The sequence below is a fragment of the Paenibacillus ilasis genome (genome assembly GCF_043195395.1).
GTDB lineage: Bacteria > Bacillota > Bacilli > Paenibacillales > Paenibacillaceae > Paenibacillus_AQ > Paenibacillus_AQ lautus.
In genome coordinates this window covers 3,404,028-3,426,268 of record NZ_JBHDJG010000001.1, presented here as the reverse complement: position 1 = coordinate 3,426,268, position 22,241 = coordinate 3,404,028, and the positions used below count along the sequence as shown (strand labels likewise).

Annotated in this window: 19 protein-coding genes; 12 read left to right on the top strand and 7 right to left on the bottom strand. The window is 49.8% G+C overall.

The genetic code is table 11. From position 1 onward, the window contains the following. Positions 1–36: 36 nt before the first annotated feature. From ACETK5_RS15340 to ACETK5_RS15325, 4 genes are all read left to right on the top strand, one after another. The gene (locus ACETK5_RS15340) at positions 37–291 is read left to right on the top strand and encodes a rhodanese-like domain-containing protein (RefSeq protein WP_243390629.1); all 255 of its coding nucleotides are present in this window, start codon (positions 37–39) and stop codon (positions 289–291) included. Between the two features lie 149 nt (positions 292–440). Then, on the top strand, positions 441–779 hold the full coding sequence (locus ACETK5_RS15335) for an antibiotic biosynthesis monooxygenase (protein WP_127591088.1): 339 nt from the start codon (positions 441–443) through the stop codon (positions 777–779). A 177-nt stretch (positions 780–956) separates the two neighbouring features. Next, positions 957–2,207: a DHH family phosphoesterase gene (locus tag ACETK5_RS15330; RefSeq protein WP_100536570.1), complete on the top strand. Its 1,251-nt coding sequence runs from the start codon at positions 957–959 to the stop codon at positions 2,205–2,207. Between the two features lie 78 nt (positions 2,208–2,285). Beyond that, complete coding sequence (locus ACETK5_RS15325) at positions 2,286–3,455, top strand: cell wall-binding repeat-containing protein (protein ID WP_394057445.1); 1,170 nt, start codon at positions 2,286–2,288, stop codon at positions 3,453–3,455. A 410-nt stretch (positions 3,456–3,865) separates the two neighbouring features. Here the strand turns inward: ACETK5_RS15325 and qoxD are convergent, their stop codons facing one another. The 4 genes from qoxD to qoxA all read right to left on the bottom strand — a co-directional run bounded on the left by qoxD (position 3,866) and on the right by qoxA (position 7,759). Continuing rightward, positions 3,866–4,153, bottom strand: a complete 288-nt coding sequence (gene qoxD, locus ACETK5_RS15320; protein ID WP_100536572.1) for a cytochrome aa3 quinol oxidase subunit IV — start codon at positions 4,151–4,153, stop codon at positions 3,866–3,868. Between the two features lies 1 nt (position 4,154). Beyond that, the gene (qoxC, locus tag ACETK5_RS15315; RefSeq protein ID WP_100536573.1) at positions 4,155–4,751 is read right to left on the bottom strand and encodes a cytochrome aa3 quinol oxidase subunit III; all 597 of its coding nucleotides are present in this window, start codon (positions 4,749–4,751) and stop codon (positions 4,155–4,157) included. Beyond that, the gene (qoxB, locus tag ACETK5_RS15310) at positions 4,748–6,691 is read right to left on the bottom strand and encodes a cytochrome aa3 quinol oxidase subunit I (RefSeq protein ID WP_100536574.1); all 1,944 of its coding nucleotides are present in this window, start codon (positions 6,689–6,691) and stop codon (positions 4,748–4,750) included. The genes qoxC and qoxB overlap by 4 nt, the downstream gene beginning before the upstream one ends. 63 nt (positions 6,692–6,754) lie before the next feature. Then, entirely contained in the window at positions 6,755–7,759 is a 1,005-nt protein-coding gene (qoxA, locus tag ACETK5_RS15305) for a cytochrome aa3 quinol oxidase subunit II (RefSeq protein ID WP_100536575.1), read from the bottom strand. 465 nt (positions 7,760–8,224) lie between these two features. Between qoxA and ACETK5_RS15300 the strand changes: the two genes are divergently transcribed. The 5 genes from ACETK5_RS15300 (at position 8,225) to ACETK5_RS15280 (ending at position 13,563) form a co-directional block, all read left to right on the top strand. After that, on the top strand, positions 8,225–9,412 hold the full coding sequence (locus tag ACETK5_RS15300; RefSeq protein ID WP_394056604.1) for a sensor histidine kinase: 1,188 nt from the start codon (positions 8,225–8,227) through the stop codon (positions 9,410–9,412). Next, positions 9,409–10,041, top strand: a complete 633-nt coding sequence (locus ACETK5_RS15295; RefSeq protein ID WP_100536577.1) for a response regulator — start codon at positions 9,409–9,411, stop codon at positions 10,039–10,041. The genes ACETK5_RS15300 and ACETK5_RS15295 overlap by 4 nt, the downstream gene beginning before the upstream one ends. 189 nt (positions 10,042–10,230) lie before the next feature. Continuing rightward, positions 10,231–11,163, top strand: coding sequence for an ABC transporter ATP-binding protein (locus ACETK5_RS15290; RefSeq protein ID WP_394056602.1), 933 nt, complete (start codon positions 10,231–10,233; stop codon positions 11,161–11,163). A gap of 16 nt (positions 11,164–11,179) precedes the next feature. Then, positions 11,180–12,460, top strand: coding sequence for an ABC transporter permease (locus tag ACETK5_RS15285; protein ID WP_394056600.1), 1,281 nt, complete (start codon positions 11,180–11,182; stop codon positions 12,458–12,460). Positions 12,461–12,486: 26 nt separating this feature from the next. Then, positions 12,487–13,563: an ABC transporter permease gene (locus tag ACETK5_RS15280; protein WP_394056598.1), complete on the top strand. Its 1,077-nt coding sequence runs from the start codon at positions 12,487–12,489 to the stop codon at positions 13,561–13,563. A 94-nt stretch (positions 13,564–13,657) separates the two neighbouring features. Here the strand turns inward: ACETK5_RS15280 and pdxR are convergent, their stop codons facing one another. Further along, positions 13,658–15,109, bottom strand: a complete 1,452-nt coding sequence (gene pdxR, locus ACETK5_RS15275) for a MocR-like pyridoxine biosynthesis transcription factor PdxR (protein ID WP_100536581.1) — start codon at positions 15,107–15,109, stop codon at positions 13,658–13,660. Between the two features lie 142 nt (positions 15,110–15,251). On the opposite strand from pdxR, the gene ACETK5_RS15270 reads away from it, so the two are divergent. The 3 genes from ACETK5_RS15270 (at position 15,252) to ACETK5_RS15260 (ending at position 17,716) form a co-directional block, all read left to right on the top strand. Beyond that, complete coding sequence (locus ACETK5_RS15270) at positions 15,252–15,869, top strand: LysE/ArgO family amino acid transporter (protein ID WP_100536582.1); 618 nt, start codon at positions 15,252–15,254, stop codon at positions 15,867–15,869. 108 nt (positions 15,870–15,977) lie between these two features. Then, on the top strand, positions 15,978–16,826 hold the full coding sequence (locus ACETK5_RS15265) for a GNAT family N-acetyltransferase (RefSeq protein ID WP_326112720.1): 849 nt from the start codon (positions 15,978–15,980) through the stop codon (positions 16,824–16,826). A 77-nt stretch (positions 16,827–16,903) separates the two neighbouring features. Next, on the top strand, positions 16,904–17,716 hold the full coding sequence (locus ACETK5_RS15260; protein ID WP_394056595.1) for a sugar phosphate isomerase/epimerase family protein: 813 nt from the start codon (positions 16,904–16,906) through the stop codon (positions 17,714–17,716). An 804-nt stretch (positions 17,717–18,520) separates the two neighbouring features. Here the strand turns inward: ACETK5_RS15260 and ACETK5_RS15255 are convergent. Both ACETK5_RS15255 and ACETK5_RS15250 read right to left on the bottom strand, forming a co-directional pair. Continuing rightward, positions 18,521–20,365, bottom strand: coding sequence for an ABC transporter ATP-binding protein (locus tag ACETK5_RS15255; RefSeq protein ID WP_394056593.1), 1,845 nt, complete (start codon positions 20,363–20,365; stop codon positions 18,521–18,523). Further along, a complete protein-coding gene (locus ACETK5_RS15250; protein WP_394056591.1) occupies positions 20,358–22,094 on the bottom strand; it encodes an ABC transporter ATP-binding protein in 1,737 nt (578 codons plus the stop codon). Before ACETK5_RS15250 ends, ACETK5_RS15255 begins: the two co-directional genes overlap by 8 nt. Between the last annotated feature and the right edge of the window lie 147 nt (positions 22,095–22,241).

Sequence of the window (22,241 nt, the reverse complement as noted above, 5' to 3'; positions counted from 1 at the left end):
CTTCGACAGGCTCGGAAGGAGTGTCCGAATCTGAAAATGCTCGATGTACGCGATGTATCCGAATATATGGCCTGTCCGCGGAAAGAAACGATTAACATCTCTCTCGGCAGATTGCCGTATGTGTGGGAGCAGGAGCTGAAACCTGATGACTCCGTGGTGATAGTAACGCCCAAGCGCTCGGATGGAATTCTCGCTGCGCGCAAGCTGAAGAAGGCCGGCTTTACTTCGCTTTTTTATCTGCAGGAGGATTGTACGGCTTGCCATTCCATGCAGCACGCATCACTGAATTAATGATGATCTGATCAGCAGGCTTTTGCTGGTCAGATTTTTTTAGTTTTCGGTTGAGGCATAGAATTTGACAATGATAATCGTTATCATTTAAAATGGATAAATATCGTTCATTTGTACGGTTATTTTCGCTAAGGGAGTGTTCGTTGAATATGTTGATCGAGACGAAAACGATTATTGTTAAAGCAGGCACATCCAATCTGGTTGTTGAGCGTTTCAGCAAGCCGGGACCTATTGAAGAAATTGAAGGTTTCATCGATCTGAGCGTCCTTGTTAAGAATGCAAAGCGTACCGACGAAACCGAAGAAGTCATCGTCATGATTCGCTGGGAATCCAAAGAAGCGTGGAAACGCTGGGAAACCAGTCCCGCGCATATTCAAGGACACCGTGATAACCGCGGCAAGCCGCAGCCGGAGCATGTGATCAGCTCCAGCCACGGCATGTATGAGGTTAAGGCATCCAAAGGACCGAGACCTGTCCAACAGGCATAATATTATATGATCCAAAAAGAAGCGGCTGCTAGAACCGCTTCTTTTTTTGTTCCATGGTAACCTCGGGTGGGGCCAACAAGGGTTAAAAGGGTTAAAACGACAGATTTTAGGGAACCGTAAAGGGATGAAAGACAGGATCAGCTAATCATTCCACCTACTGTTTGGAGGAAGTCACCTATGTATCATCTATATAGCCATAATGATCTGGATGGTGTCGGTTGCGGCATTATCGCCAAATGCGCTTTCGGTGAAGGAATTGATGTCCGTTACAACTCCATTCACGGTTTGAATCAACAAGTTGCAAGGTATTTGAACCGGACTTCCGTGCAGGAAAATCCGTATGATGTGTTGTTTATTACGGATTTGTCGGTCGCTCCGGATATGGAGAAGGAACTGAACGTGTTTGTTGAAGAGGGAGGGCAGGTGCAGCTGATCGATCACCACAAAACGGCTCTTCACTTGAATGAATATAGCTGGGGCCAAGTGGACATCACGCATCGGGACGGCCGATTGGCATCGGCAACCTCACTATTTTACGAATATTTAATTGAGCATGGACATCTGGGCAGAAGTGAAGCGCTGGACGAATTCGTAGAACTCGTCCGCCTCTATGATACGTGGGAATGGGAAGAGAACCAGAAGATTGAGGCTAAACGCCTGAATGATCTGTTCTTTATGTTGTCCCTTGACGAATTTGAGAGCAAGATGACGCAGCGTCTGCGGGAGCAAGGGGGCTTCTTCTTCGATGAGTTTGAAGAAAAAATATTGGACATGGAAGAGAATAAAATTGATCGTTATATCCGCCGCAAGCAGCGAGAACTCATTCAGACCTTCGTGGGTGAGCATTGCGTAGGCATCGTTTATGCCGAATCCTATCATTCTGAACTTGCCAGCGAGCTGGGAACGACATATCCCCACCTTGACTACATTGCCATCTTGAACATGGGGGGAAGGAAAATGAGCCTTCGCACGATTCATGATCACGTGGATGTGTCCGAAGTGGCGATGAGGTACGGAGGAGGCGGCCATCCCAAAGCAGCGGGGTGCACGATTACGGAGGAAGTGTATCAGTTATTTGCTGCTGATCCGTTCGAGCTGGAACCGATCCGGTTCGATGCTTCGAGGAATCAGTTCAACATGAAGGGGGCGGAGTCCGGCGTTCTGTACGAAAGCTGGGGCGAGGATCTGCTGTTTGTGTATGCCAACGCCGGAGAATGGATTGTCGAGTGGAATGGAGAACCCCTCCCATTCCGGTTCGGATCGTTCGAGGAGGCAGAGCGGCACATGAAGCGACAGTATGGCGTCTGGCTGTCCAGGGATGACGTGTTTGTGAAGATGCTGAAGGAACAATGGATGCGAAACCGATCCAATGACCGCCTGGGTCTGCCACTGGATATGGATGAGGAGAAGTTAATGGAAGATCTGTAGCTGTAACAGCATCAAGGGTGGAAGAGATCTATCCTAGAGACCTTTTTTGTGAGACAGGAGGAATTTACGGTGAAAAAAATGATCGCCGGCTGGGCTCTTGCCCTGTTAACGGCAGGCATTCTCGCATGGAGTCAAACGCAAAGTCATTCCGAGCCCTCCATTCCCTCGGCTGTTCACAGCAAAGAGCTGCTGAAGGATGTTCCTGTACCTTGGTCTGCTACGAAGAACACCATCCGATTGAATACATCCGATCCTGTAAGTGCGGCCGTACTGACCTCCAAGACGCTGTGGCAGTCCACGAATGAGCATAGTCGTCCGCAGACGGTGACCCTGGTGGATTCGGCTCATTGGTCCATAGCGGCTGTGAGCGTCGATCTGACGCAGCTTAACGAGGGACCTCTGCTGTTTGTGGAAGAAGAGGGGATTCCCAAGGAGACACTGGAAGAGCTGCGACGGTTGAAGCCAAGGGGATCGGAGCATAACAAGGGCATTGAGATTATCACCGTCGGCCCGATCTCGGACAGGGTGATGAAGGAGCTGAACGGGCTTGAATATAAGACCGATCACATTCCTGCCGGGGAACCTGAAGAAGCTGCAGCCGCTATCGATGAATACGCCGCTAAAGTATCCGGATCTGTACCCACCTCGGTTATTGTCGGATCGATGGATCGTCCGGACTATACGCTCCCTGCGGTGAGCTGGATTGCGCATATGCCGGAAACGATGCTGTATGTCCGCGAGAAGAATGTGCCTGAAGAGACGGTACAGGCGCTTCATAAGCGAAAAGGCAAAGCGAATATTTATATTATCGGCCCGGAAAAGGTGGTATCCCGGGCCGTAGAGGACGAGCTGCGGCAATATGGGAAGGTAACGCGAATATCCGGGGATGACCCATTCGAGAACGCCATTCATTTTGCACAGTTCCATGATCCCGCAACAGGCTTTGGTTGGGGCGTTCAATCGCCCGGATACAGTCTCTCGTTCTCGACACCTTATTCACCCGTATTGTCCATAGCAGCTGCTCCTTTGTCCCATATGGGTAAGCGAGCACCTTTATTGTTTACGGAACGCGACGGGGTGCCACGCTCCATTACGAAGTATGTAGAATCCATACGGCATCAGAGCGGCACGTCTCCGCTGGAAGCTCTTTATAATCACGCTTGGATCATTGGAGACGAACAGACCTTGACCACGAAGCTCCAGAGTGAGATTGATGAAATTTTGGATATGGATGCAGGGCGTGACTAATGTCGTCTTCCAAGTCCATTGCAGGTGAAGTTGGCCCATGGTGTATTGAATGTAAAGAAACCGTTCCTTTCGTAAATGGCGGGTAGCACTTCCATTTTACCAAGAAACGGTTTCTTTTCGTTTGTCTAAAGTATGTTTCCGCACCACGCAGCGGAGAAGATGAAACGATTCCGGACAAGCGAGAGCGGTTGCCTTTGTCCCCGAATTTCTTCCTTACTTCAAACCATTCCAAGAAATTTGGGGACAACAGCGATGGGAGGAACAATTCGTACACGCAGCGTCTCTTAGTAGAAAAAGAGGGCATCCCGCCAGATCTAAGATCTTTTGGAACACCCTCTTTGTTATTGGATGAAATTATCGGGATGCGGACGTTCATCGTTACGTTACAAGTTCACAAAGACTCGCGGGTCTTAAGCGTACCAGCCCCATATGAAGATGAACAGCGTTCCGAAGATCGTGACAAGGCCGACAAACAAAGCGAAGGCAATGTTGATGTAAACGGACTTTTTGTCATCACTTTCCCCGACGTGCATGAACAGCATAAGCTGAACGGCTGCCTGCAGGATCGCGGTAACCAGCAGAACAGCCAATTTCGAAGCTGCCGGCATATCCAGCAGAACGACGAGCGCAACCGCTGAAAGGACGAGAGACGATATATAACCCGCTACATGCTTAATTGGAAACAGCTGTTTTATCATGTCACATCAGTCCTTTCAGATACACAAAGCTGAAAATGAAGATCCACACAACGTCCAGGAAGTGCCAGTAGAGCGAGAAGATAAAGGACTTGTTGGCTGTGGAATGATCCAGCCCATGCTTTTTAAGTTGAATCAGAATGGCAGTTCCCCACAGGAGACCGAAGGTAACGTGAGCTCCGTGCGTGCCAAGCAATGTGAACAAGCTGGAGGAGAAGGCGCTCGTTGAGAGCGTTACTCCTTCATGTACATAGGTGAAGAATTCGAAGATCTCGATCCCAAGGAAGCCCGCACCCAGCAGCAGGGTGATGACCATAAAGATCATCGTCTGCTTTTTCAGTCCCAGACGCATCGCATGAACAGCCAAACCGATCGTGAAGCTGCTCGTTAAGAGCAGGAACGTCTCAAGCAGGACCGGTGTTATTTCAAAGATTTCCGCTCCGCTCGGACCGCTGGCAAAGCGGTTTACGAGAACGAAGTAGACGGTAAACAAGGTAGCAAAGAGCGCGATTTCAGCTCCGAGGAACAGCCAGAAGCCGAAGATACGATTACGGTTTTCCTCTGTTCCATATTCCAGCGGCTGAGTGGCATCTATTTTCATACCGTATCACCCCGCAGTTTCTGTTCGGTTTGAACAATCTCTTCAACCGGAATGTAGTACCCGTGATCACGGTCAAAGGACATGGTAGCCATAATGATCAATACCGCGATACCGGCAACGATGGATGGAATCCACCAGCTGAATACCAGGAAGAAGCCAAGGAAGAAGAAGGCGATACCCAGTATAAACGGCTTACCGGTGTTGCTTGGCATGTGAATTTTCGTAATTTTCTCATCTGAAAGCGGCTCGTTGTTTTTCTTCGAGAACCAGTAGGCGTCGCGGCCTTTGACTTTCGGCGTTACTGCAAAGTTGTATACCGGAACCGGACTTGGCGTAGACCATTCCAGTGCGCGTGCATCCCATGGATCTCCTGTTTTATCGCGCGGCTCGTAACGTGTACTCCAGTAGATGTTGTATACCAGAATGATGAATCCGATCGCCAGGCCGACGGCGCCGACCATCGACAGCATATTCAGCGGGCCAAAGCCGGTTTCAGCTGAATAGGTGTACGTACGACGGGTCATCCCCATAAGTCCCAGGAAGAACATCGGGAAGAACGTTACGTTAAATGAGATGGCAATGAACCAGAATGCGATTTTGCCAAGCTTTTCGTTCAGACGGAAGCCGAACACTTTAGGGAACCAGTAATGGAAACCGGCAATGACGGCGAATACGGCGCCTGGAATGAGCACATAGTGGAAGTGGGCAACCAGGAACATCGTATTGTGATATTGATAGTCCGCACTGGCCATCGCCAGCATGACGCCGGTTACGCCGCCGATCGTGAAGATCGGAATAAAGGCAAGGGAGTAGAGCATCGGCGTCGTAAAGCTGATTCGACCCTTCCGAAGCGTGAAGAGCCAGTTGAATATTTTGATCCCGGTCGGTACGGCGATCGCCATCGTTGTGATGGAGAAGAAGCCGTTGACCATGGCCCCTTGACCCATCGTGTAGAAATGGTGGGCCCATACCAGGAAGGACAAGCCGGAAATAATCGCCATACTCAATACCATAGAGCTGTAACCGTACAAGTTCTTTTTGGAAAAAGTTGAGATAATCTCACTGAAAATACCGAAAGCCGGTAGTATGACAATGTATACCTCAGGGTGTCCCCATACCCAGAACAGGTTGGCCCATAGCATATCCATGCCGCCGTTGGCCATCGTGAAGAATTGCGAACCGAAGATGCGGTCGAACATCATAAGCAGGAGCGCAATCGTAAGCACAGGGAAAGCAAAGATAATGATGACGCAAGTAATCAATACCGACCATGTGAACATCGGCATGCGCATCAGGGTCATGCCCGGCGCGCGCATCTTCAGGATCGTTACGATAAAGTTAAGGCCTGTCAGCAAGGTACCAATCCCTGAAATCTGTAGCGACAGAGAGTAGTAGTTGTTGCCGACCGTCGGACTGAATTCGATACTGGCCAGCGGGAAGTAAGCGGACCAGCCGGCATCCGGCGAACCTCCGATAACGAAGGAAATGTTGAACAGCATGGCTCCGGCGAAGAACAGCCAGAAGCTGATTGCGTTCAGTTTAGGGAAAGCTACGTCACGGGCACCGATCTGAAGCGGAATGATGACGTTCATCAGACCGAAGATAAACGGCATGGCCATAAAGAGGATCATGATGACCCCGTGAGTCGTGAATACTTCATTATAATGCTGACCGGTCAGAAACTTCATCTCCGGTGCGGCGGTCTGCGCGCGCATCATGATCGCGTCGACGCCCCCGCGGAACAGCATGATCAATGCACAGATGATGTACATGACCCCGATTCTTTTGTGATCCACGGTTGTCAGCCATTCCCGCCACATATATCCCCACTTCTTGTAATAGGTCAAACCGAAGAGGATTGCGAGCGAGACGAGCACGATACTCACCATGGCGCCGTATATTAGCGGATCACCGGTAACGAAAAATTCGTCCCATTTCATAAAGGCCTAGCTCCTTTCTGGATGTATGAAGTAGATCGGGCGAACCATGATTCACTCACCGATTTAATGTCCTTCATGTTGATGATTTGGGCTTTCTTCAGCCGGGAAGTTCGGCAGCGGTTCGTTTGGATCCACGTTCGTTTCGCTGTCAAATTCCGTTTCTTCCGTTGTTGCAGGATCCGGGTGGACGTCTTTATGGTCCTGATGCTCCTCATTGCCGTTGACATCACCGCCATGGTGATGGTCTTCGGATGGCGGCGGGCTGAATTCCAGATGCGTGTTGGAGAAGGTCATTCGTCCGACATGCGCGGTGTCCAGAAGCTTCTTGAACTCGTCTTCCTTCAGTTCAGGCGCGGTGTCCTTTACATCCTTAACCCACTCATCGTACTCGGCCGAGGTCATGGCAAGGGCTTCGAACTCCATATGGGCAAAGCCTTCGCCGTTGAAGTTCGCGTTACGGCCCATCATGGAACCCGGTACGTCGGCCACCATGTTCAGCTTCGTGATCATGTCGCTCATCGCGTATTTCTGCCCGTGAAGCTGAGGGATCCAGAAGCTCGTGATCGGACCGAATGAATACAGTCTGAACTCAATCGGACGATTGGTTGGAATGTTGACGTAATTGACGGTCTCAATTCCTTCTTCCGGATAGCTGAAATGCCATTTCCAGTTCGAAGAGGAAGCGTAAATGACCAAAGGCTCTTGGTTCTCATAACCTTCCGGTACGTTCTCGACGGCCACCGTCGTTTTGACGGTTACGACCGATAGCACGGCAACGATCAGGATTGGAATGGCAGTCCACAGAATCTCCAGCCATTTGTTACCCTCTTCATGAGGCGGTTCGTAACCTTCGTTGGATTTCTTGGCTCGGTATTTGGTGAGCATGTAGATATAGAGCGCGTAAACTACCGCTAGAATTCCGACCATCATGAGAATGGAGAATATGATTGTATCGGATAGGGTTCTGGCAGCCGGTCCTTTCGGATCTAATACCGTGAGCGAGCTGCATCCCGATAAGAGCAAGGTAAAGCCTAAAAACAATGCAAATAACGGCCCTCTTTTGTTCATGATGTACCCCTTTCCTTGAAACGTTCGTTCGATTCAATGTTACTGACACATCTATAGTAGAAAGTTCCGGTCGGCTTTGCAAAACACATAAACTTGTATAATTAACAGATAAATCCATATTCGTGTCAATGTATGTAATTTTATGTGTTCAAATTGTTACAAAAGGGGATGGTTGTGAGCGAAATCATTGTAGTGGCGCGGTTTTGAGGTAGTTCATACATTGTTCAAACTTTCACGAGAGTTACCAGTTTCGTCACAATTTTAGGCCTGTTTTTCGCTGTGATTGCCCTCTGAGCTTGTCGAATAAATCCCAGTATTGATAAGGGTTTAGGCCTGTATGTATATTTTTTCACAATAATCTCGAAGCGATTTTTTATTTCCAGTTTACTTATTTCCCCAAAAGTATCGAATAGGCTTGTGATATGATATAACTAAAATTTGGAACGATATTTTTTATTGTAAATTGTGAAACTCTTGATAGGAAAGAGAGGAGAGCATGTGCGGTCGTTCTGGATATGGTTTTTATTTCTTCTTTTAAGCTGGCTATGCGCCTTCATTCCAGTACTCCAGCATGTTAATCCGGATCAATTGCCTTGGAGATTGGGGAGCAGCGCCATTTTCTTCACTGGCTTTTTTTTATCGCCGTTATACCGCGCCAAGCCTGCAATGCTATTTATCACACTGCTCATTGCGTCATTATGTTCCGTGATCTCCTTATGGCCGACCACTACGAGTGCAACTGACCCGTATATTCTGCTGGTTTATTCCATTCTTGCGGGAAAAGCCGTGTATCGGCTCTCCGCCGTTCATGCCGCCTGCATAGGTTTAGTCCTGACCGCAGGTGCCATCGCACCCGGCTTGTTAGGATACTCCGGATTACCATGGCTGTTTCTCGCGCTTTACTCTGTTATTCTCACGATTGCTCTTACCCTGTTTCGCACCACCTGGTCCCGTTATGAAGAATCAGTTGTTCGAAATGAAACGCTGCTCAGTGAATACCGTAATATGAAACGTCGTCTTATAACGGACGAGCAGCATGCGAGGCAGGAGGAGCGGGCTCAGGTCGGGCGCGATATCCATGACTCCGTCGGGCATAAATTAACGGCGCTGCTCATGCAGCTGGAGATGCACCGGATGCAGGCAGACGGGGAAACCGCCGAGGTTCTGAAGGGGCTCAAAGCCCTTGCCAAGGAAAGTCTGGAGGAGACCAGGAATGCAGTGAAATCCATGAAGCAGCAGGAGACCAGCGGACTGCCCGCGATCATTGGACTTCTCCGGCGCTTGGAATCCGAGAGCTTTATGCGCGTAACGCTAACGGCGCGGCATGGAGCACTTACTGTGCCTTTAAACAATATCCAATCCATTGCGGTATACCGTGCGGTTCAGGAAGCCATGACCAATGCGATGAAGCATGGGAGCACTCGAGAAGTGCATATCTTGTTTGAAGCGCCTGGAGGCGGGATATTTCGTTTTGAGGTAAGCAATCCGTATCACCGGAGACGCGATACATACCGGGAGGGCTATGGTTTAAAAGCGATGCGAGAGCGAATGGAAGAGGCTGGGGGCGAGCTTCAAATCTCTCAGTACGACAACCAATTTATCGTTCGCGGAACGTTATTCATGTCCAAGTTCATAGAGGAGGGAGTCCGCTGATACGTATATTATTGGCAGAGGATCAGGCCATGGTTCGTCAAGGTCTGAAGATGATGATCGAAAGCGATTCGGATATGCTGGTTGCCGGTGAAGCTGGCAACGGCAAAGAGGCTGTAGCATTATGCGAAAACCATATCTTTGACGTCGTTGTGCTGGATATCCGAATGCCGGAGATGAACGGATTGGAGGCTGCTCGCATCATACGTTCACGATGGCCAAAGACGAAAGTGCTGATGCTGACGACGTTTAACGACGACCAGTATGCGGTCGAGGCGCTAAAGAGCGGGGCTAGCGGGTACATGCTGAAGGAGGCGGAGCCGGAGGCGTTGATTCGCTCGATTCGAAGCTGCTTGAGCGGCGGGTTGTCGCTCCAGGAGGATGTGGCGGCCAAGGTGATTCCTAAACTTCTGGAAGAGAAGAAAGCACCCGTCGTTGATGCTTCGATTACCCCGCGGGAGTTGTCCATCATACGTCTGGTAGGGGAAGGGCGCAGCAACCGCGAAATCGCAGACGAGCTGGGTTTGTCGATCGGAACGGTCAAGAATCACGTCAGCCAGATTATGGACAAACTTGATGTAAGAGACCGGACGCAGCTGGCGATTTATGCCATACGGCATAATGTGGTTTGATTCGCGAGAAAAGGAGATACCCTGTTAAATCCGAATCTAACATGACGGAAGTCATGGTTCGGAATCAAAGCAATGACCGAGGGCAGTGATGGCACTGCCTTTTTGCATATACACTTGTAGCTGTGGACGATATGAACGAAGGGCACCAAGGCAGCTTGGGTGTTCATATCGAGAACGGGGGGAGACATGATGCTGGAAACCGTAGAACTTCGAAAAGTGTTTAAGGGCAAGACTGCTGTGGAGGAAGTCAGCCTGTATCTGGACCGGGGGGAATCCGTCGGATTGATCGGTCCGAACGGCGCCGGGAAATCGACAACCATCTCCATGATATCATCCTTGCTGAAACCGACGGGCGGCGATGTACGCCTGAACGGCAAAAGCGTGCTTAAGCATCCGCAGGACATTCGCACCGTATTAGGCGTGGTGCCTCAGGAAATTGCCTTGTATGAGGAATTGACCTCGTATGAAAACCTTAAATTTTTCGGGCGCGTATATGGATTGAACGGAAAGGAATTGGAGATAAAAATTCAGGAGCTGCTTGAGACGGTCGGCCTTCGGGATCGCCAGAAGGAGTTAATTAGAACCTATTCCGGAGGCATGAAGAGGAGGATCAATATCGCAGCTGCTCTGCTGCATGATCCGCAAATCGTCATCATGGATGAACCGACCGTAGGCATTGATCCGCAGTCCCGCAATCATATTCTTGAAACCGTCCGGCGTTTAAACCGGGACAATGGGACAACGGTACTGTACACAAGCCATTACATGGAAGAGGTAGAGCAGCTGTGCAGCCGGATGTACATCATGGATCACGGGCGGATTATCGCTTCAGGCACGAAGGAGGAGCTGCAGCACATCTTGTCCGGTGAGGATACGCTGATCATCCAGCTGAATCGCCCAAATCCGGAGCTGGCCGAGGAGCTTCGATCCATTGAAAGCGTCAGGCAGGTTGAGGAGACGGAACATGGCCTGAAGCTCATTGTCATGAAGAACAGTTACATTCTGTCCGGGATCGTGCAGACTGCGGAACGCCTTGGGGTACAGATTCAGAATATTCATATCCAGTCGCCAAGTCTCGAGGATGTATTTCTTCATTTGACCGGCCGCAAGCTTCGGGATTGAGAGGAGGGACGGACGTTTGGGCGTATTTTTCAAAAAAGACTTTCTCGTCTATTGGAGAGACCGGAAAGAGATGCTGATTGCTTTGTTTATGCCATTAGCGCTAATCCTGGTTCTCGGATTTGCCTTGCCGAATTGGGTAGAGAATTCGAATGAATCCCTTGAGATGAGCGTCGCATTGGTCGTGAAGGATCGACATGAAGAGGGAGTCCATGCCTTTCAAGAAAGCCTAAAGAATATGTCGATCAGTACGGAAGAGAAGAACGAACTGAGTAAAGCAGCCGCGAATTTCCAACCGGAAGCCCTATTAATGAATATGTTCGGTGACGATGAGGTTGAAGAATTTCTTCAAGTTGCTGCATTGGATGACCAGACTGCCCAAGTACAGCTGAAGGAAGAGAAAGTGGAGGCCATCATAACCATTCCTGAGGCATATACGCTGGCTGCACTTAACAAGCTTCTCCTGCATGAGGGGGACGGTGCGGTTCTGACTTTAACGGCGCTAGAGAATTCGATGAAAGTGAATATTCTGCAAAATATGCTGGATGGATTTTTGGGTGCCGTTAATTATCAGGCTGCGCTGGACAGCGGAATGGAAGGACAGGAAAGCAAGGGGGAGGGCGAGTTTGCACTGGCGAACAGCCCTGTCGGCGGATTGGAACAAATCGAAGGTGTGGACATGATCACCTCGTTCCAATATTACGCACTGGCGGTCAGTATATTTTTTGCGCTGTCCGTCTTCACAACAACGGCGTCCAAATCGATCACGGAAAAGCGTGAGATGGTATTTATGCGTCTCCTTCTTGCCGGAACCCATCCATTTCGCTACTTGTCCGGCAAGGTTGGGTCGACCTTGTGCATGTCTTTGCTTCAATCTTGGGTACTGATCATGGTCTCACACTTTCTGTTTCAGCTTTTTCCGGGGAAATCCCTGATCTTCTGGATCGGTTTGACCCTCCTCATCTTCATGCTGTGCCTAACGGTCGCGGCGTTATCCGCGCTTTATACAGCGATGCTGTTCCGAATGAAGGACGCTGATGTGGCAACCGGCATTTCATTCATACTGCTTGTTGTGCTCGGCGTCATCGGAGGGAATCTGGTGCCGATCTATATTTTGCCGGATTGGCTCATGAACATCGGCAGCGTAACCCCCAACGGCTTGGCCTTAATGTCCATGATTCAGTGGATTCAGGGCAGTCCGTTTCAAGAGCTATGGCTGCCGATTCTGTACCAAGGGGTATTCTTCATCGTTATTCTAGCTGCGAGTTTATGGATCTTTCCAAGAAGGGGGCGGATCTGATGGCTCCCATCTTATTATCGCAATGGATGAAAGAAAAGCGAAATCCGTGGATGATCATCATGTTCATCGGTCTGAGCATATTAGCTACGCTTATGTTCGGAGGGAGCGTTGACAGCAAGATCAAGATTGACATCTTCACCGAAGACGGGGCGGTGGAAAAGTCTGAGGCCAAGTGGATCGAATTGCTGAATCAAAACGATACGTTCGAATTTCGAATTCAGGATGAACAGGCGGCAAGAAAAAAAGTGCGCGAGGGACGCGCAGATCTCGCCGTGAAGCTGGTCTCTGACGATTATCGCATCATAGCCGCAATGGATAACCCATACGTCCAGCTGGCTGATCAGCATCTCCGTACGGTATATGAACGAGAGCAGCAGCTTCGGGCCGCAGCGGCAAACGTGCGAGATGAAGCGAAATTCCGCGAGCACGTATATGCTTATATGGAGAAACCACCCTTGCGTCTCCAATCCGAGTCGCAGGGTGGGGGAGAACTCGTTCGTCATGATATGGGACTTCAGCTGCTGTTTGGATTTTCGTTATTCTTAGTCATGTTTACGGTTGGTTTCAAGGTGAACACGATTACGAAGGATAAAACCTCCGGCGTTTGGAATCGGCTGATTCTGTCTCCTGTCCGAAAAACGGAGATGTATATGGGTCACCTGCTATACAGCTCGTTGATCGGCGTCTTGCAGATCATCATCGTGCTGCTCATCTTTCGGTATGGTTTCGGCTTCGACCTTGGAGACCATTACGGCTTGCTGCTGCTGGTCATTGTGATCTATATACTGACTATCGTCGCGTTATCCATGCTCTTCGTCGGCCTATTGCAGTCGCCCGAGCAGTTTGGGACGCTGTTTCCGTCCATCATTCCGATCCTGCCGCTTATCAGCGGGGTATATATGCCGCCAGGCACGATCACCAATCCGATTCTGCTTGGCATCGCGGAAGTCATACCGCTGACTCATGCCATGAAAGCATTAACGGGAATAGCTGTGTACGGTTATGGCATCGCGGATCTCTGGATCCCGATTTCCAAATTGCTTCTCATTGGGGTATTGTGCATGGGCATAGGGATTAATCTGATGGAACGGCGTCATGTGTAGGTGACAGGTGTGGATTAACGATTATGGAGCGGGCACGCTGATAAAAGGAAAGGGCCTTCCCTGTGGATCAAAGTCCTCGGGAGAGCCCTTTTTTTCATGACAACGCATGGAGTCGGATAAGCTCCGCAAGCCGGATAAGCCCGCTCTCCAGCTGATCGTACGAGGCGTAAGCATAGGATAGGCGCAGATGCTGCTGGTCGTTACGATCATAAATATTTCCCGGATTAAGCAAAATGCTCTCCTTCAGCGCCTGCTCAAATAAAGGGCGAATGGAGAGGAGGTTCTTGATGCGAAGCCAAATATAGAATCCGCCTTGAGGGATATTCCAGTGTGCGATATCGTGGAAATATTGCTCCAATAACGCTAGGGTAAAGTCTCGGCGTCTCATCAGCTCTGCCCGGATATGATCGAGGTGATTCTCGTATAACCCGCTGGAGAGCCATTCGGCGACGGCATGCTGGGAAAGTGAGCTGGAGCCGTAATCGGTTTGCATTTTGATGTCGGACAGCCGGTCGATTACCGGCTCAGGCCCGACGATCCATCCGATGCGCAGCCCGGGACCCAGGGTTTTGGACATACTGCCCATATAGAGCACCAGGCCTTGTTGATCCGAAGCCTTCAGAGGGGGTGGTGAGGGGGAATCTAGCCATAAATCCCCATACACGTCATCCTCGATTAAGGGCAGCCTTTCCTGTGCGCAAATCCGAAGCAGCTCTGCCCGCCTGTCGGCAGACATCAGCGTTCCGGTAGGGTTATGAAAGGCAGGGATGGTATAAAGCAGGGCAGCTCTGTGTTGGCGCTTGAGTCTTCCGATGGCTTCCGTTCGGATTCCGTTCTCATCCATAGGGATGCCGTGCAAATGCATGCCGGCGGATTGAAACACATGGATCGAGTTCAGGTAAGAGGGATTCTCCACCAAAATGGAGGAGCCGTGATGCAGCAGCCCCAGCGAGATCAGCTGTAAGCCTTGCAGCCCGCCGGAGACGATGAGTATGGAAGCAGGGGAGGCGATAATCCCTTTCTTTTTCAGATGCTCACTGATGATCTCTCTTAAGTACAGGCTCCCTTTCGGTTCCGAGTAGCCCAAGGTGAAACGGCCGGACATCTTGCCGCTAAACGTCTCCCGCATGTGGTCAGTCGGAAGGAGATCAGGCGAGAGCTCGCCTGTTCCGAGACGGATCATGTCCGAATCGGTTTCCGCACGATTGATTTGCTGGATCATATGGATGTTGGGCTGATAGGAGCCGGATTTCACATATTGATTCCAATCAGGCGGAGGTGTCGCAGCGAGTAAACTCCAGGTATTGTTGATAATTACGGTCCCTTGTCCCACGCGGGATTCGATTAAACCGTCTGCGGCGAGCTCACCAAGCGCATACACAATGGTGCTGCGGTTAACTTGAAATTTGGCAGCCAGATCACGCTGCGTGGGAATCCGGGTTCCGACCGGCCATTCCCCGTTCATGATTCTGCGCTTGATATCATCATAAATTTGCTGATGAAGTGGCACATCGGAGTGCTTATTCAATTTCCAATCTTCAGCCATAGGTAGAGATAAACCCGCTTTCATGTAGGAATATGCCTCAGTATAACTCATTGGTTGGGTCAAACGCCAACCAATTGGTTGGAGACGCAAGCAAAAACCTCCATTACAATGGTGAAAATATTTGTTGGAGGTTTATTTGCATATGATAGGTGTCATTGTACATGGATTCATTCTAGCTTTAGGTCTTATTCTTCCTTTGGGCGTGCAGAACGTGTTTGTATTTAATCAGGGAGCGGTACAAGCCCGCTTCGTCAAGGCACTGCCCGCCATGATTACCGCATCGCTATGTGATACGCTGCTGATCTCATTAGCGGTTCTGGGAGTATCCGTTGTTGTTCTGGAATACGAGTGGATCCGAACGGTGTTGTTTTCATTGGGGATCTGTTTCCTGGTCTATATGGGGATCGTGACCTGGAAGAGTAAACCTTCGGGTCAAGCGCAAGAAGAGGCTCGTTCGTTTACCTCGAAGAAGCAGATTGTTTTTGCCATGTCCGTATCCTTGTTAAATCCGCATGCCGTCCTGGACACGATGGGGGTCATTGGCACAAGCTCGCTCCAATATGCCGGGATGGATAAAGTGGTCTTTGCCGTTGTATGCATCGCAGTTTCATGGTTGTGGTTCTTGGGCCTTGGAATAGCAGGCAGGGCAGCGGGAAGGATGGATCCATCAGGGACATGGTTGTCCACGTTGAACCGAATATCAGCGTTGATTATGTGGGGAACAGCTGTATACCTGGGGGTTCGTTTGATTCTATCTTAGCTTGGACACGATGCCTGATTTTTTATTATAGATGATAAATCCCTTTGCCCACTTTTCTTCCAACCTATATAATGAGCCTAATTCAAAAGGGTATAAGGAGGGGGAGTTATGGAATACAGATTAGTAAAGGCGGATCGCAAGGTGTTCTCGAAATATTTTGCTACCTATTATAAGAATAATTGGTTTAGACCGAGCTGGGGTGATTTAACCAAGGTTTTATCGGCTTCGGACGACGGTTACTGGGTTATCTCAGGTGACGATAAAGCGGCTGGGGTTTATTTGTCTGACAACTCCATCGGACTTGTATTTGGCATCCCCCCCTATTTAATTACCACCAAGATGATCGATGACATCAAGAGGCATCTCATCAAATCTTGGAATTTGACAGAGGATCTGCATGCATATAACGTTCTGGCTGAGCAGGAGATCGCTTTTCGTGAAACCGGTTTCGTTCGGGTTGAATCCAGGCAATGCATGATGCGGCCTACCGAAGAGCTGGACGCATCGATGAGTCTCAATTATTTGCATAGAAAACCGGCAATAGATGATGTGTCTAAGATTGCAGAGGTGTTTAAGGAAGCATATGCTAATGGCCCGGATGAGCGGGAAGTCGGGGTTTATGCTGATGATGCGGCACGATATTTTGACGTAGTGCCCTCCAAGCTGTTGGGAGCATCTTCCGTAGTATATGACCGAACAACGGAAGAAATCGTCGGCGTGTGTTTGATCTCTTTATGGGAGGGCTTGCCACTCGTCTATAGTATCGCAGTATTACCCCAACATCGAGGAATGGGGTTGGCGAGCGCGATGCTGGATAGGGCGTTAACCGTCTTGGAGCCTGATTATCCTGTGCTGCGTCTTTTTGTAACGACGGGAAATCTCGCGGAGCAGTTGTATAGGAAGAAAGGTTTTCACTCCGGCGGGGAATATCATCATCTAAAATACACCATCGAGTGAGATATGCTGCGTAGGGTGCTTGGAAGTATGGTAAACGGAAGCTAGTTCTTTCATCCATTCTCTGAGGAGGTATTCAGTTGAACATTTCGATTGGCGGTTATTCTTTTTATAATACGTTTCTGGAAGGCAAAATGGATGTGTTCGGTTATTTGGAGACGGTGAAGTACCGGTACCGCATGGATGCGGTTGATTTGTGGAACGGTTTTTTTATCGATCGCAGCGACAGCGTTTATAAGCTTGCTGATAAGAGCTACATCCGGAAAATCAGAGAGGCACTGGATGAGAAAGAGATGAGGGTGGCCAACTTTGCTGTGGACGGAGCGCATCTATGGGATCCTGACCCGGAGCTTCGACAGAGGCTGTATGAGAATGCGCTGGTTCATCTGGATGCCGCTGAAATCCTGGGCGCCGAAACCGTGCGGATCGACACCGGCGGCAGTTATAAGGAATCGGAGCCGATGACTTATGAACAGTTCGAGTACACCGTTAAGCGTTACCGGGAATACGCGGATCGTGCAGCGGATGGCGGTTATACCATTGGTCCGGAAAATCATATGGGTGCATCGCTGCTTCCGCGAGAAATGAAACGGCTTGCCGAGGAAGTCCATCATCCGGCTTTTGGTTTTCTGCTTCATCTTGGCAGATGGAAGGCAGATGAGGCTGAAGGTGATGTGATGGTTGCCCCATGGACGGTACATACTCATTTTGACGCGAAAACAGCGGTTCATCCCGATGCGGAGGAGAAGGTACGGAGCCTGCTCGCAGGCGGATACAAGGGTTACTGGGGCGTCGAATACAATGCGCCGCGCAACCAATATGTGGAGATGGAATGGATTATCGGGGCTGTAAAACGGATCGTGAGTAATGCCAGTCGGGTTGAGTTGGAATGATGAAATCGACGGGATGGTTGCCTTGCATTGCATTGAAATGCATTGCATTGCCGTGAATTGCATCGAATTTGTATTGCATTTGTATTGCATTTGTATTGCATTAGTTTTGCTAACGGACTGAGCTTCCGTTATTTAGTTAAAAAAGATGAATTTAACCAGTTTAGCGGACATAAGATACGTTATTCGCCGTAAAAGTGTGATTTTCGCCCTATGGTAACTAAAATAACGGATCTGGTGTCCGTTCGATTTGCGAAATAAGCTGTTTTGATGGAAATAACGGACCTGGTGTCCGCTCGATTTGTAGATTGAGCAGGTTTGATCGAAATGCTCGATTAGCGGATCGGGTTTTTTTGATGGAAATGAAGGCGCTAGTGTCTGCTCGATTAGCGGATCGGTTTTTTTTGATCGAAATGAAAGCCCTGGAGTCCGCTCGATTGGCGAATTCAGCGATTTTGATGGAAATGAAGGCGCTAGTGTCTGCTCGATTGGCGGATCAAGCTTTTATGATCGAAATGAAGGGGCCTAGTGTCTGTTTGATTCGCGAAAAGAGCTGGGGTGATCAAAATAGAGGTGTTTGGGTCCGGTCGTGCATAATGGTAAGAGTCTCATCCCCATTAGTCTTGGATTGGTACAGATGCTTTATCTTGGTCTGCATCTGCCCCCTTCAGTTATAAGGGGAAGGAAGTTGTGTGGTAGACTGCGCTTTTGTACGCAGATCATTTATCCTTATAGCAGAAAACAAGAGAGCCGGTTTCATGAACCGGCTCTCTTGTTTGTTGTCAGCAGCCTGTAAGCAAGGCCACTTCAACCGCTTAACTTAAACTGGCTGTTGTATAACTCGTAATAAAAGCCGCGTTTGGTCAGCAGCTCTTCGTGTGTGCCGCGCTCCGAGATACCGCCTTGATTCATGACGAGAATCTGGTCAGCCTCACGGATCGTGCTTAGACGATGAGCGATGACGAAGCTCGTTCGGCCCTGCATCAGGGTGCGCATGGCGGTCTGAATATGCATCTCCGTCCGCGTATCGATGCTACTGGTAGCTTCGTCCAGAATCAGAATGACCGGATCGGCAAGCACCGCGCGCGCGATCGTCAAGAGCTGCCGCTGACCCTGGCTCAGGTTGCCTCCACCCGAGAGAAGCTGCGTATCATAGCCTTCGGGCAGCTTCATAATGAAGTCATGCGCATTGGCAAGCTTGGCGGCAGTTTCGATCTCTTCGTCCGAGGCATCAAGCCGGCCGTAGCGGATGTTCTCCCGAATCGATGCCGAGAATACATAGGCATCCTGCAGCACGATTCCCAGCTTGCTCCGCAGATTGTCCTTATCAAGCAGTCGGATATCGACCCCATCAATGGTGATCACGCCAGAATCGATTTCATAGAAACGGGTGAGCAGATTGATGATGGTGGTTTTGCCGGCGCCTGTCGGACCGACGAGCGCAATGGTCTCACCCGGCCGAGCGGTAAGTGAAACATCCTTCAGGATCGGGACGCCCTCCTTATAACTGAAGCAGACTCGGTCAAATTGTACCTCCCCATACATGTCATCTGCTGTATTCTCGTCTTGATTGTCTTGGTACTCGGACTCGGTATCGATAATCTCAAAGACCCGTTCAGCACCCGCCACAGCAGATTGCACCAGGTTGAATTGATTCGCCAAATCGTTCAGCGGCCGTTGAAACTGCTTCGAGTAGTTCAGAAATGCAACGACAACCCCAACGGTAGTAAAATCCTTGAATGCCATGTACCCGCCAACCGCCGCTATTAAAGCAAAGCTGACGTTATTCAGCACGTTCATAACCGGACCGACGGTACCCGAGTAGATCTGAGCTTGAATGCTGGCATCGGTCAGCTTCTTGTTCATGACATCGAACTGCGCAGCGGCATGCCGCTCCCGGCGATATACCTGTACGACCTTCTGACCCGAGACGGTTTCCTCGATAAAGCCATTAAGCTCACCCAGCGTGCTTTGCTGCTTGGAGAAATGCTTCCTTGTCCGGCTTGCTACCGTCTTTGTGAACAGCATGACAAGCGGAATGGTCACCATACTGAGCAGCGTCAGCCATACATTGAGGTACAGCATGATGGCAAGCGATCCAACTAGGGACAGTACGCTTGAGATTAGCTGGGTTACGCTCTGATTCAATGTCCCGGAGACATTCTCGATATCGTTGGTTGTGCGGCTCATCAATTCGCCGTGCGTCTTGCTGTCAAAGAATCGCAGCGGAAGGACTTGAAGTCTTTCAAAAATATCCCTCCGCATAGCCTGAATAGACAGCTGGGAGACCTTAACCATGACATGCTGCTGCAGCCATGCCGTGAGTGCGGTACCTGCGTAAACCGCAAGAAGCACCGCACACAACCCCATGAGTCCCTTAAAATCTCCGGGAATGATGTAATGATCCACCGCATTTCCCAGCAGGTAAGGAGCAACCAGAGACAGAATCGTTGTGATAAGCGTGAACATGAAAACAGCGATCATACCGCCTTTAAATGGTTGAATGTAACTCCAGATCCGGCGTATCGTTCCCATCGTATTTTTGGGCTTGGCCTTGGCCATCGTCATTCCACGCATGGGGCTGCCGCCGCGCATGCTCAGATCCGGAGCGTCCGCATGGACATGCTTTGATCCCTGATCCGGTTTAGCCATGGGAAGACACCTCCTTGCCGAATTGCGATTGATAAATATCCTGGTATAACTCACAGGAAGCAAGCAGCTCGCTGTGCGTACCCTCCGCTACCAATTTCCCATCATCCAGCACCAATATAAGATCGGCATCGATTACAGAAGAGATCCGCTGGGCAATCATGAGGCAGGTGCGGCCGTTCATCAGCCGGGCCAACTCTTTCTGAAGCCTGGACTCCGTACCCATATCGATGGCGCTTGTACTGTCATCAAGAATAAGAATGGCGGGACGAAGCAATAATGCCCGTGCAATGGAGATCCGCTGCTTCTGGCCGCCGGAGAGGTTCACGCCTCTTTGTCCAAGGATCGTATCGTACCCATCCGGCATGGACGAAATGAATTCATGCGCCTGCGCAGCCTTGGCTGCTGCAATCACTTCTTCATCGGAAGCATCCGCTTTTCCGTAGCGGATATTGTCCCGGATCGTGCCTGTGAAGAGGATAGATTCTTGAAGTACGATGCCAATTCGTTCGCGTAACGCCGATAAATCGTATTGTCGCACATCGGTTCCATCGATGAATATCTGCCCGGAAGTTACATCATACAGGCGGGGGAGCAGGGATACCAGAGAGGTTTTTCCCGAACCGGTTGCCCCCATAATCGCGACGGTCTGCCCCGGTCGAACCTTGAAACTGACATGATGTAAAACGGGCTTCTGAATCTCCGGTTTATAGGAAAAAGTCACCTGGTCAAATACGATTTCTCCCTGCTTGTATGCGTTCACCGTTGGATGAACAACGTTCACGATCTCGGATTCTGTATGCATGACTTCCTGGATACGATCAGCGGAAACCTTGGCTGTAGAGATTCGAACCAGCATCATCGCCACGGAGGAAACGGAGAACAGCACCTGTGTCACATAGTTGATAAAGGCTACCAGGCTTCCCACCTCAAATGAGCCATCAATCGCGTTCTTCCCGCCGAGCCATAGGACAATCACGATACTGATGTTCAGTATCATGGTCAGGATAGGCATATTCAGCGCAACGATCCGTTGTGTTTTAACCGAAACTTGCGTGAAATCGGTATTCGCTTGATGGAATCGATCCTGCTCATACCCGGCTCGCACGAATGCTTTGGATACCCGGATGCCGGCGAAATTCTCCTTCAGGACCGTATTCACTTTATCGAGTTTCTTCTGAACGGTGGCGAATAAAGGGAGGGTGTGCCGGATCAGGAAGAACATCACAACGAACAATAACGGAACGGCAATGGCGAGAATGATGGCGAGCTTGGGACTAATGATCACCGCCATAATGATACTTCCAATCGCGAGAAATGGAGACCGGACGAAGATGCGCAGCAGCATCTGGATCATGGTCTGAAGCTGAACGATGTCGCTCGTAAGCCGAGTGATAAGTGAACCGGTTGAGATATCGTCCAAATTACGGAACGAGAGGGTTTGAACCTTGCGGAACAAATCCCCGCGCAGGTCGGCACCGAAACGCTGCGAGGCAATGGAAGAATAGATCGTACATCCGAGACCTCCTAGCAGCCCGATGGCAGCCGCACCCAGCATGATGAGACCTGTATGGAGAATGTGTGAAGTATCGTTCTGCATGACGCCTTGATCAATAATGCTGGCCATGAGAATGGGCTGGAGCAAATCCATGGCAACCTCCAGCAGCATAAGCAGCGGTGCAAGCAGGGCCGCAGCCCAGTGGGGACGTAAATAACGAAATAATTTGAGCAAGAATAATGGCACCTTCTTTATTCTTTTTAGTCTAAATACCAAGTTAAGCCATAGGCTTCAATCTTGTCAAAGGGAAAAGGGATAGCGCGATTCACCTCTCTTAAGAAAAACTTTAACTTTTTCCTACTTTTCCTTAAACTCTATTCA